The organism is Nocardioides sp. AE5 (assembly GCF_031844485.1).
GTDB lineage: Bacteria > Actinomycetota > Actinomycetes > Propionibacteriales > Nocardioidaceae > Nocardioides.
The window spans coordinates 202,747-214,713 of sequence record NZ_JAUZVI010000007.1 but is presented as its reverse complement, the minus strand read 5'-3'; the positions used below and the strand labels follow the sequence as shown (position 1 = coordinate 214,713).

The following is an 11,967-nucleotide window of genomic DNA, read 5'->3' as shown; positions in this document are numbered from 1 at the left end:
CAGCCTCACTGAGGCGCCCGATGATCGTCGCGGCGCCTCCGCAACGCTCTATGACAAGCACGGCGAGCGGATCCGCGACCTGCTCCAGGCCTCGCCGCGCGCCACGATCGCCGAGATTGCCGACGCCCTGGCCTGGCCACACGCGACCTCCACCCTGGCCAAGTGCGTCGCCCGCGCCCGCACCGACCTGGGCGCGACTCCCGCACCCGCCACGGCACCCTCCGCACCGGCGCACAGCAGCGGGCCCGCGCCCGGACTCCCCCAGTTCTCCACCGCGTTCATCGGCCGTCGCGCCGAACTGACCAAGCTCCGCACCCTGCTCGGCGAGCACCGCCTGGTCACCATCACCGGCATCGGCGGGATCGGCAAGACCCGGCTCGCGGTGCACCTGGCCCACGACGTACGCCGCGCCTTCCCCGACGGCGTACGGTTCGTCGAACTTGCTGGCCTGCGCAGCCCCGAACTCCTCGCCCAGGCAGTGCTCGAGGGACTCCGCCTGGCCGGCCGCGACCAGCACGGCGCCACTGCCGAGGACGCCCTGCTGGACCACCTGGCCGACCGCCGGATGCTGCTGGTCCTCGACAACTGCGAGCACCTCGTCGATGCCACCGCAACCCTCGTGCACACGCTACTCCAGGGCACCACGGATCTACGCATCGTGGTCACCAGCATCGAGGTCCTCGCCCTGCCCGGCGAGTTCGCCTTCACCCTGGATCCCTTGCCGATCCCCGACCACGCCGGCCGCACCGAGCAGAACCTCGACTCCGCCATGGCACTTTTCGAGAGCCGCGCCGACGCGGTGCTCAACGGGTTCACGATCGACGACACCAACCGGGACGCCGTACGCCGTGTCTGCCAGCGCCTCGACGGCCTGCCGCTGGCCATCGAACTGGCCTGCGCCCGGCTGCCGGTGCTCTCGGTCGCCGAACTGGCCGACCGCCTGGACCGGCGCCTGGAGTTGCTCACCACCGGCAACCGCGCAGCCCCGGTGCGCCACCGCTCCCTGGCCGCGACGCTGGACTGGAGCCACGACCTGTGCACCGACGAGCAGCGCCTGCTCTGGTCCCGCGCTTCCATCTTCACCGGCGGCTTCGACCTGGCCATGGCCGAGCAGGTCTGCGCCGATGACACCCTGCCCACCACCCAGGTGCTGGACGCAATCACCGCGCTGGTCGGCAAGTCGATCCTGGTCCGCGAGGAGGTCGACGGCGCCGTCCGGTTCCGGATGCTGGAGACGATCCGCGAATACGGCCAGGCCCGCCTCGACGACGACCAGGTCCATGCGCTGCACCGCCGCCTGCTCGACTGGATCCACGGCAAGGTCCGCGAACTCGTCGCCGCGTGGGCGGGCGCCGCGCAGGTGCGGATCAACACCTGGTTCCGCGCCAACCGGGCCAACCTGCGCGCCGCACTGCAGTGGGCGCTGGACGCCCAGGCCGACCCCGGCGTACGGCGTACCGCCGCCCAGGTGGTGGCCGAGCCGTGGTTCCTGTGGGCCGGCGGGTTCTCCGTGCGCGAGCACCGCCTCTGGTTGGCCCGGGCCGCGACCGGGGTGGCCGGCACCGGCACCGAGGGGCAGGTGCTCGCCACCCAGGCGCTGGTGCAGACCCTGCAGGGCGAGCGGGAGGCGGCCACCGGATCCCTGGATGCGGCCGAGGCGATCGCCACCGAGGCCTGGGACGAGGCCAGCCTCGACTTCATCGCGCACACCCGGGGGTTGTGGAACTACTTCGCGGGCGACTTCACGGCTGCCGAGCCGCTGCTGCTCTCGGCACTGGAGCGCTACCAGGCACGCGAGCCGCGCGGCGGACTCCGCTCCGCCCTCGACGTCCACCTGGGCATGCTCTATGCGTTCACCGGCCAGCTCGATCTCTCCCAGCGCCACTTCTCCGTGGTTGCCCAGCGGGCGCACAGCACCGGGGAGCGCTGGTTCCGTGCGTACGCCGAGTTCGGCCTCGGCGTGGTCGCGCTGATGGGCGGCGAGGCGGAACGCGCCCGGGAGATGGCCCACGACGGGCTGGGGCTGATCCGCGACTTCGACGACGAGATCGGCGCGACCTTGATCCTCGACCTCTTCGGGTGGAGCGAGGCGGTGCTCGGCAACGCGGAGCGGGCAGCGATCCTGGTCGGCTCCGCCTCGAAGTTGTGGGGCGGATTCGGCCGGCAACTCTATGGATCGGTGGACTGGGTGGAGGTGCGCGACACCTATGTCGCCACTGCGCGTGAAGCGCTCGGGCCGCAGCGCTATGACGCGTTGCATGCCGAGGGGGCGGCCAAGTCGGTGACCGAGGCGATCGCGTTCGCCCTCGCTGAGGAGACCGAGGCACCTGCGGCCGGTGGCGTGAGCGCCGCCCTGGCCGAGCTGACCCGTCGCGAGCGCGAGGTGGCCGGCCTGGTCGCCGAGGGCCTGTCGAACAAGGAGATCGCGGCCCGGCTGGTGCTCTCCCCGCGCACCGTGGAGGGCCACGTGGAGCATGCGCTGCAGAAACTCGGGCTGACCAGCCGCACCCAGATCGCGGGCGTCCTGGCCTGAGCGTTCCCTCAGCTTCGGTCGCGGGCATGGAAACGCCCCTGCACCGCGCTCGAGCACGATGCAGGGGCGTGACTGGGGGATCAGCGTGCGCGGCCCTCGCCGTACTCGGCCATGATCGGACCGGCCGCGTCGACCATCGTCATCGGGTCGACCAGCAGGTGCTGGGTGGCGATCATCGCGTCCCGGGTGGCCCGGCCCAGGGCGGTCGGGTTTCGGAACGACTGGCTGCCGCCCCAGCGGTGGGCGAAGCCGGTGACCTCGGCGGCGACCTCCTGGACCCAGGTGATCGACTGGCGCAGCCGGGCGTTGTGCACCTCGGTCAGGTCGTTGCCCGCGTTGATCCACTCCTCCGCCTCACGGTGCACCTCGTAGACGTAGGCGCGGGCGGCGCGGTAGAGCGCCTCCTTCTTGGCGAACTCGAGCTTGAACAGTTCCGAGTCACCCACCACCGTCGGATAGCCGACCCGGCCCTTGACCGTGGCCACCTTGACGATCTCGTCGAGCGCGTGGCGGGCGATGCCGAGGGCCACCGGGGCATGGCCACCGACACCGATGCCGAGCAGGCCGAACTTGTAGACCGGCTCGGAGCGGACCGGGGTGGTGGAGAACGTGTCGAAGGCGTGCTCCTCGGGGATGAAGACCTCGGTCAGTCCGTAGTCGTAGGAGCCGGTGCCAACCAGGCCCCAGACGTTCCAGTTGCCGCGGAACTCCGCCTTCTCCCGGGGCACGAACGCGGTCCGGCAGACCGGGCCGCCGTCGGGCGTGGTGAGCGGGTTGCCCTCCTCATCAGTGACCACGAACCCGGCGCCGATCCACGATGCGTGGGCCGATCCGCTGGCGAACTGGTAATTGCCAGTGACGATGTAGCCGCCCTCGACCTGCTTGCCCGAGCCGGTGGGCAGGATCATCCCGGCGGTGATGCCGGGCACCTCGTGGTCGAAGAGGTCGCGGGCGCCCTTGTCGGCGAGGAAGCCGGCGGCGAGCGAGGTGCTGAGGCTGTTGGCCATGAACGCCCAGCCGGTGGACCCGTCGGCGCGGGAGAGTTCCTCGATCACCTCGAACGACTCGACCAGCCCCAGGCCCATCCCGTTGAGTTCCTTGGGCACCAGCATCCAGAAGAGGCGCTGCTCGGCGAGGGCCTCATAGACGGGCTTGGTGATGGTGGCCTGGTCCTCGATGTCGTTGGCCTCGGCCTCGACGATCTCGGCAACGGCCTTCGCCCGGGCCAGGTGGTCGCGGGCGTCGGTGTCGGCGCTGGTGGTGGGTTCGTTGAGCACGGCAGTCATGGTGTGGCCCTCTCTCGTGCCGGGCTCGGGCCCGGCGCTGGACGTGTGACGACCACCACAGTGCCGCCGGTCAGGGGGTCAGCGGATCCGGGCAACTACGTGGTCCGCCACGTGTTCGTCCACGCGAGCTTGACCCCCGGCGCGTTCCGGGCCACCCGCGCGGCCGCCGCCCGCCTCCATGCACGCCCCACGCGTGGCGTACGGCGTGCGGACGGACATGCGGTTCGGCTCCGGTGGCCGCCGACTGAGCCTGACGGCCGGCCCGGGACGGGCGAACTGCATGTCCGTCGGTCCCCCGCCGGTCCCGAAGCGCGGACGAACGTGCCCACACCAGCGTCACGCGGCACTCACTGTGCCCACCAGCGCCGCGCGGCGCTCACCACGCGTCGATGTACCGCCTGCCCACCGCCTCCCGGCGCGGAGCCGCGGCTGCCAGCAGCGCGGCGACCACGGAACGGGTGTCGCTGGGGTCGATCACGTCGTCGACCTCATGAACCGTAGCGATGTTGAGGGCCTTGCCTCGCTCGTAGAGCTCGTCAACGAGCTCCTGGAAGCGCTTCTGCCGCAGGTCTGGGTCCTCGATGGCCTCCAGTTCGGCCTTGAAGCCCAGGCGTACGCCGCCCTCGAGGCCCATCCCACCGAACTCGCCGGTCGGCCACGACAGCGTGGCCAGCGGCGCCTTCAGGTCTCCTCCGGCCATCGCCATCGCGCCCAGGCCATACCCCTTGCGCAGGACTACCGCGACCACCGGGACGGTGATGTTCGCGCCAGCCAGGAAGAGCCGTCCGAACCGGCGTACCGAGGCCGTCCGTTCGGCGTCCGGGCCCACCATGAAGCCGGGGGTGTCGACCAGCGAGAGCACGGGGAGCCCGTGGGCATCGCACAGTTGCAGGAAGCGTGCGGCCTTCTCCGCCGCGGGCGAGTCGATCGCTCCGCCCAGGTGGCGCGGGTTGTTCGCCACGATCCCGATCGCCCGTCCGTGGAGCCGCGCGAACGCCGTGATGATCCCGACGCCGAACTCGGGCCGGATCTCCAGGAGGCTGTCCACGTCGGCGATGAGCCGGATCGCCTCACGTACGTCGTACGCCCGCAGCCTGTTCTCCGGGATGACGTGGCGCAGCAGCCGCTCGTCGTGGCCGTCGTACTCCTCGCGACGCGGGTCCATCACCTGCAGCAGGTAGGACTTCGCGGCATCCACCGCAGCGGCCTCGTCCTTGACCAGGACATCGATCACGCCGTTGGGGACCTGGATGTCCATCGGTCCGACCTCCTCGGGGGCATAGACCCCCAGTCCGCCGCCCTCGATCATCGCGGGGCCACCCATGCCGATACTGACGTCCTCGGTCGCGATGATCAGGTCCGAGACCGAGGCGAGCGCCGCGTTCCCGGCGAAGGTGCGCCCGGCCGCGATCGAGACCAGCGGCACCTTGCCCGAGAGCCGGGCGACCATGGAGAAGGTCTCCTCGTCGAGTTGCGCGATGGCCGCCATGTCGGTGTCGCCCGGTCGGCCGCCACCGCCCTCGACGAACATGACCACGGGGAGTTGCTGGCGGTCGGCGATGTCGAAGAGGCGGCGCATCTTGGCGTGGTTGAAGAAGCCCTGGGTGCCGGCCATGACCGTGTAGTCATAGGACATCACCACGACCTGGTTCCCGGCCACCGACCCGATGCCGCCGACCAGTCCGTCAGCCGGGGTCTTCTCCACGAGCTGGTCGAGGCTGCGGCGTTGCCGCTGCGCGGCGAGGAGCAGGCCGCCGTACTCGACGAAGCTGTCGTCGTCGAGGAGGTCGGCAATGTTCTCCCGGGCAGTACGCCGTCCTGCCGAGCGCCGCTTCGCAACGGCGTCGGGCCGGGCCACGTCCATTGTCGACTGCTTGCGGTCGAGCACCTCGGCCAGGTCCGCACGGATCTCGTCGAGGTCGCGCTCGACCTCGTCCCCGGTGCCAGCCTGGTGGTCCTCGCCGACCGTGATCAGCGCCAGCACCTGGTGCGGGTCGACGACGTCGCCGACCTCGACGGTCAGTTGCTCCACGCGGCCACCGAGCTCGGCGAGCACCACGTGTTCCATCTTCATCGCCTCGAGCACGAGCAGGGTCGCTCCGGGGGCGAGGTCGTCACCTTCCGCGGCGTCCACCGAGACGACGATGCCTGCCATCGGGGCCCGGATCGCCTCCATGCCTTCGGGCACCAGCACTTCCCGGCGCTCCTCTTCCTGCGCGGCGGTCCCGGATCCGATCAGGGCCGTCGGGGTGGGCGCGCCGAGCAGTTCCTCGAGGTGGCGCTCGACGAAGTTGGTGTCGAAGTCGCCGGCGAGGAAGCGGTCGTGGCCGAGGATCGCCTGGAGCAGCGGGATGTTGGTGTTCACCCCGGCGACGACGAACTCGCGCAGCGCCCGGCTTGCCCGGGCGGCGAGGCCGCTGAGCCCGTCGCCCTGTTCGCTGACGATCACCTTGGCCAGCAGTGAGTCATAGCGCGGGTTGCCGCTCATGCCGACATGGGCATGGGTGTCGACCCGGACGCCGGGGCCTGACGGGGGCTGGAAGGCGGTCAGTGTGCCGGATCCGGAGACCACGGAGCCGTCGCTGGCCAGGGTGTCGGTGGTGACCCGGACCTGCATGGCCGAGCGGCGTGGCGCAGCGATGTCCGCCTGGTCGAGGCCGAGCTGGGCCAGGGTCGCCCCCTCGCCGATCGCGAGCTGTTGCGCGACCAGGTCGAGGCCGATGATCTCCTCGGTGACGGTGTGCTCGACCTGGATGCGGGGGTTGACCTCGAGGAAGGCAACCTTGTCGCCCTGGACCAGGAACTCGACGGTGCCCAGTCCCCGGTAGTCCAGTGAGCGTCCGATGGCGACGGCGCTGTCGAGGATCTGTGCGCGGACGTCATCGGGGAGTCCCGCGGCGGGAGCCAGTTCGACCACCTTCTGCCGGCGCCGCTGGACGCTGCAGTCGCGGTCCCACAGGTGGGAGACTGCGCCCTGGCCGTCCCCGATGATCTGCACCTCGATGTGGCGTGCCGAGGTCAGCAACTCCTCGACGTACAGGTCGCCGTTGCCGAAGGCGCTGCGTGCCTCGGAGGCGCACCGTTCGTACGCCGTGGCGAGGTCTTCGCGGCGGCTGACCGGCGCCATGCCGCGGCCCCCGCCGCCGGCGATCGCCTTGACCATGACGTGCGGATCGGCGCCGAGTCCGTCGAAGAAGGCGTAGGCCTCCTCCAGCGTGGTCGGTCCCGAGGTGGCGGCCAGCAGCGGGACGGCGAGCGACTCGGCGACGCGCCGGGCGGCCGTCTTGTCGCCGAACGCGGCCAGGGTCTCGGCGGTCGGCCCGAGGAAGACGATGCCGGCTTCCTCGCACGCTGCCGCGAAGCCGGCGTTCTCGGAGAGGAAGCCGTATCCCGGGTGGACCGCGTCGCACCCGCACGCCACGGCAGCCTGGACGATCTGGTCCGCATCCAGGTACGCCGCCGGGCCGGAGCCGGTGAGTTCGACGAAGTCATCGGCACGGACGACGTGTCCTGCGCCGAGGTCGTCGCGGGGGGCGATCGCCACCGTGGCGATTCCCCGCGTCGCTGCGGTCTGGATGATCCGGACGGCGATCTCGCCGCGGTTGGCGACGAGGAGCTTGCTGATGGTCACTGTGCGTCCTTCACGATCGCCGGTTGAGCTTGATGCCAGCCGCTTCACGGTCCCACGTCTGGCCCTTGAATGCAGGGTCGCGCAGGAGGTGCTTCTGGATCTTCTGGGTGGGGGTCTTGGGCAGGTCGGCCACGGTCTGGACATAGCGCGGGACCATGAAATAGGGCATCTGCTCGACAAGGAACTCGGTCAGCTTCACGAAGTCGATCTCGCGGCCCGGTCGCACCACGATGACTGCCTTGATCTCGTCCTCACCGAGGTCGGAGGGGGCGGCGACGACGGCGCTCTCCAGGATGTCCGGATAGCGGTTCAGCGTGCGCTCCACCTCGAAGCTGGAGATGTTCTCGCCGCGGCGGCGCAGGGCGTCCTTGCTGCGGTCGACGAAGAAGTAGTGGCCGTTCTCGCGCTTGAAGATGTCGCCGGTGTGCACCCATCCGTCGCGGATGGTCTCGGCCGTCTTCTCCGGGAGCCCGCGATAGCCGCGCATCATCAACAGCGGCGACTCGGGGCGGACCAGCAGTTCACCGAACACGCCGTCGGGTACGTCGTTGCCCTGGTCGTCGACCAGGCGGAGCTCGAAGCCCTCCCGTGCCATGCCGGCCTCGCCGGGCACCACGTCCTCGGGTTCGGTGAACATCACCGCACCGATCTCACTCATCCCGTAGACCGCGCCCAGCTGGATCTGGAACCGGTCCCGGAAACCGTCGATGTCACTGGCCAGCGGGGCCATCACGGCCAGGGTCAACGGGTTCTCCGCGTCGTCATGCTTCGGTTCGGCCTGCTGCAGCAGTTCGGCGACGGCACCGAGCATGACGGTCTCGGTGATGCCGAAGTCGCGGATCCAGTCCCAATAGGCGCTGACCGAGAAGGAGGGCTGGATCACGCAGGTGGCCCGGGCGATGAGCGACTGATAGGCGCCGTACCACTGCCCTGCGAGGTGGAACATCGGCAGCACCACCAGGATCCGGTCGTCCTCGCGGGGGCGAGCCGCGTCCTCACGGGAGGCGTAGGTGTAGGCGTGCGCATGGGTCACCTCGACTCCCTTGGAAAGGCCCGTGGTGCCGGAGGTGTACATGATGGCCATCAGGTCCGCGGCGTCGGCCGGCACGGCGTCGGCCCGCCCGTGGCCGAGCAGGCTGGAGAATTCGACGACGGTGAAGCGGGACTGGGCCAGCGGTGTGGCATCGCCACGGACCACGACCGTCTGCACGTGGTGGAGCTGGTCCTCGATCAGGGCCAGTCGCTCGGCATAGTGCTCCTCGACCACGATGACCCTCGCGTCGCAGTCGTTCACGATGTGGGCGAGGAAGTCCCCCTTGTACGCCGTGTTGACCGGTACCTGGATCCGGCGGGTCAGGCCCAGCGCGTGCAGCGCGTGCAGGAAGTCCACCGAGTTGTCGAGCATGAGCGCCACGCCCTCCTGCTCCTGGATCCCCAGGGCCGCAAAGCCGGCGGCGACGGTGAGCGCTCGTTCGTGAGTCTGTGCATAGGTCCACTCGCGCCCGTCCGGTTCGATGTAGGCGGCCTTGTCGGGGACGGTGGCAAGCGCGCGAGCATAGGCATGGGAGAAGGTCCGGTCCTGGATCGGCGGCAGCGATGGCATGGGTGGGGACCTCCGGTGGTGTGTTCTGGCACTGGCTCTGCGACTTTACACTAATGTAAAGTCAACGTTCGAGGGAATCAACCAACAGCTTCAGGAAGGTCACTCGTGCTTACCTTTGCGAATCACCCAGAGTTGCCTGAACCCCACGGCTATCACCACGCCGTGGTCCTCGACCAGCCGTTGGTCCTGACCTCGGGCCAGACCTGGCAGTCTCGCGCCACGCTCGCAACGGATCCCCAGCCGGACCTTGCCGAGGAGACACGGATGGCGGTCGCCAACGCCATCACGGCCCTGGCGGGCGGGGGCAGCGGCGCCGCTTCCCTGGCCTCGCTCGACCTCTTCGTCGTCGACCTCCGGCCCGACGATCTTGCCCAGGTCTATCGGGGCATGGGACGCGCCGCGCGCGACCTCGGATTCGGCGCCGTGGCCACGACCATCCTGGGTGTCTCTGCGCTCGCGGTCCCCGATGCGCGGGTCGAGGTCAAGGCAACGGGGGCGGCGACGAACGGAGCCGCCCGGTGACCGGTCCCGACGTCACCGACATACGCCGCGGCATCGATGTCGTCGACGACGCGACAGCGGAACTCACCGACGCGGCCCGGCGTTTCCAGGACACGCTCCGCGGCCATCGCCTGGCCCCGGAACGGGCCCGCGCTGTCGCGGTCGAACTCGACCGCCTGACGGCGGAACTCGAGGCAGCCGGTGCTGCCGATCAGCTCGGCGAGATGGATCTGCGACCCGGCTGGAAGGGGACCGGACAGACCATGGTGCCGCACTATGAAGTCCTCAGCAGCGAGGACTCGACCATGCACGGCACGATCACCTTCTCCCGGTTCCACCTGGGCGCCGGCATCGCCGTCCATGGCGGAGCACTCGCCCTGTGGGTCGATGACATCCTGGGGCGACTCGCCCATGGCGTGAGCGAGCACCTCACCCGGACGGCCAACCTGCACATCGAGTTCCGGCGACTCGTCCCGGTCGGACAGCCCATGGAGTTCACGGCCCGGGTCGCATCGCGAGACGGACGCAAGCGGCGACTGCGGGTTGCCCTGGGACACGGCGGGGAGACCGCTGTCGAGGCAGAGGGCCTCTGGATAGAGACCCGTCCCCCATCGGCCTGAGCAGCGCCGGCGTGCTGACGAGACCCTCTCTTCCTACACCCCTTCAGTCGGTTCGAGGCGACACCGTCACCAGCAGGGACCCGCCTTCGACGATTGCATTCGTCTCCACGTGCAGTGTCGCAACAGTGGCTGGCGCAGCCGCACGCACCACGTTCTCCATCTTCATCGCCTCCAGGGTCAGCAGTGGGTCACCACTCTCGACCTGGTCGCCTTCCCGGACATGGACGGCGAGCACCGTGCCGGCCATCGGAGAGCGCACCTCCCCCGGCTGGGCCGCCGCGCCCGGGCCCGCTGGCCCGCGGTTCATCCGGGTGCGCGGGCGCTGGGCAGCGGTGCCACCCCGGATGCCGCCAGCCCGGGGAATCCGGATCACCTGTCCGGCGACCTCGACCCAACGCCCATCACCGCCATCCTCAGCGACGGTGGCCGACGAGGTGCCGCCGCTCGATGCCAGACCGGGCTCGATCTGCATCTCGAACCACCGGGTGGTGACGTCAGAGCAGGCAAATTCTTCACTGGACAGGACCACCGTCGCCGCAGGGAGCGTGGTGGGGACGCCAGTGATGTCGGTGCTGTCGATCGCCCGCAGGAGCCGGCGTATCGCCTGGTCGCGGTCGGTCGCCCAGACGATGAGCTTCCCGATGAGTGAGTCGAACCGTGGGGAGACCGTGTCCCCGCCTCGATAACCGGCGTCGAAGCGCACACCCACGCGCTGGGGGACCTCGAGCTTCTCGATACGGCCCGGCACCGGGAGGAATCCACGACCGGGGTCCTCCGCATTGACCCGGACCTGGATCGCATGGCCACGCGGCTGGGGAGTCGAGGTGATCGACAACTCCTGCCCGAAGGCGATCCGGATCTGTTCGGCGACGAGATCGACTCCGGTGACCAGTTCGGTCACCGGGTGCTCGACCTGGATCCGCCCATTGACCTCGAGGAACCAGAACTCCTCGCCCTCGAGCAGGAACTCCACCGTGCCCACACCGCGATAGCCGGCGGCACGGCAGAGCCGAACGGCGGCTTCCGCCATCGCTTCCCGCACCCGAGGAGCGACGCCTGCGGCCGGGGCCTCCTCGATCAGCTTCTGGTGCCGCCGCTGCACCGAACAGTCACGATCGCCCACAGCCACCACGTTGCCGTGCGTGTCGGCAATGACCTGGACCTCCACGTGCCGGGCCGATTCGATGTATCGCTCCACGAAGAGCGTCCCATCACCGAAGGCCGCCAGAGCCTCACGCCCGGCCGCCTGCCAGGCAGCATCGACCTCGGACGCCGCACGTACGACGCGCATGCCACGTCCGCCGCCACCGTGCGCAGCCTTGACCAGCACCGGCCAGCCATGGGTGTCGCCGAACTCGATGACCTGGACTGGGCCGCCGACCGGACCACCCGACCCCGGGACAACGGGAACCCCGGCATCGATCGCTGCCGACCGCGCGCTGACCTTGTCCCCGAGCGTTGCCAGGGTCTCTGCCCGGGGCCCGATGAAGACCAGACCGCGTTCTTCCACCCGCTGCGCGAAATCCGCACTCTCCGAGAGGAATCCATAGCCCGGATGGATGGCGTCCGCCCCGGCATCGACCGCGACGTCGATCAGCGCGGTGGCATCGAGGTACGGCGTACCGCTCGGAGTCGGATCCAGGCGAACGGCCTCGTCGGCCAGGGCGACGTGGAGGGCGCCTGCGTCCTCCTCGGTGTGGACCGCCACCGACGTGATGCCGAGCGCGGCGCATGCCTCACTGACCCGGCCGGCGATCTCGCCGCGATTTGCTATCAGGATCTTCTTCATCGTC

At 69.9% G+C, this 11,967-nt stretch carries 7 protein-coding genes; 3 read left to right on the top strand and 4 right to left on the bottom strand.

Annotation, left to right across the window (positions count from 1 at the left end):
• The coding region (locus Q9R27_RS12320) for a LuxR C-terminal-related transcriptional regulator (protein WP_311252676.1) at positions 1-2,533 on the top strand (2,533 nt) is incomplete at its 5' end.
• A gap of 80 nt (positions 2,534-2,613) precedes the next feature.
• Here the strand turns inward: Q9R27_RS12320 and Q9R27_RS12315 are convergent.
• The 3 genes from Q9R27_RS12315 to Q9R27_RS12305 all read right to left on the bottom strand — a co-directional run bounded on the left by Q9R27_RS12315 (position 2,614) and on the right by Q9R27_RS12305 (position 9,053).
• Complete coding sequence (locus Q9R27_RS12315) at positions 2,614-3,819, bottom strand: acyl-CoA dehydrogenase family protein (RefSeq protein ID WP_311252675.1); 1,206 nt, start codon at positions 3,817-3,819, stop codon at positions 2,614-2,616.
• Positions 3,820-4,195: 376 nt separating this feature from the next.
• Positions 4,196-7,450: a carboxyl transferase domain-containing protein gene (locus Q9R27_RS12310; RefSeq protein WP_311252674.1), complete on the bottom strand. Its 3,255-nt coding sequence runs from the start codon at positions 7,448-7,450 to the stop codon at positions 4,196-4,198.
• 10 nt (positions 7,451-7,460) lie between these two features.
• Positions 7,461-9,053: an AMP-binding protein gene (locus Q9R27_RS12305; protein ID WP_311252673.1), complete on the bottom strand. Its 1,593-nt coding sequence runs from the start codon at positions 9,051-9,053 to the stop codon at positions 7,461-7,463.
• 132 nt (positions 9,054-9,185) lie between these two features.
• On the opposite strand from Q9R27_RS12305, the gene Q9R27_RS12300 reads away from it, so the two are divergent.
• Both Q9R27_RS12300 and Q9R27_RS12295 read left to right on the top strand, forming a co-directional pair.
• The gene (locus tag Q9R27_RS12300) at positions 9,186-9,575 is read left to right on the top strand and encodes a Rid family hydrolase (protein ID WP_311252672.1); all 390 of its coding nucleotides are present in this window, start codon (positions 9,186-9,188) and stop codon (positions 9,573-9,575) included.
• Positions 9,572-10,174, top strand: a complete 603-nt coding sequence (locus tag Q9R27_RS12295; RefSeq protein ID WP_311252671.1) for a hotdog fold domain-containing protein — start codon at positions 9,572-9,574, stop codon at positions 10,172-10,174. Before Q9R27_RS12300 ends, Q9R27_RS12295 begins: the two co-directional genes overlap by 4 nt.
• A gap of 43 nt (positions 10,175-10,217) precedes the next feature.
• Here Q9R27_RS12295 and Q9R27_RS12290 read toward each other — a convergent pair whose 3' ends face one another.
• Positions 10,218-11,963, bottom strand: coding sequence for a biotin carboxylase N-terminal domain-containing protein (locus Q9R27_RS12290; RefSeq protein WP_311252670.1), 1,746 nt, complete (start codon positions 11,961-11,963; stop codon positions 10,218-10,220).
• Positions 11,964-11,967: the final 4 nt, after the last annotated feature.

Coding starts and splice junctions, on each gene's coding strand:
- Q9R27_RS12290 (WP_311252670.1), bottom strand. CDS start 11,963: ATGAAGAAGATCCTGATAGCAAATCGCGGCGAGATCGCCGGCCGGGTC.
- Q9R27_RS12315 (WP_311252675.1), bottom strand. CDS start 3,819: ATGACTGCCGTGCTCAACGAACCCACCACCAGCGCCGACACCGACGCC.
- Q9R27_RS12305 (WP_311252673.1), bottom strand. CDS start 9,053: ATGCCATCGCTGCCGCCGATCCAGGACCGGACCTTCTCCCATGCCTAT.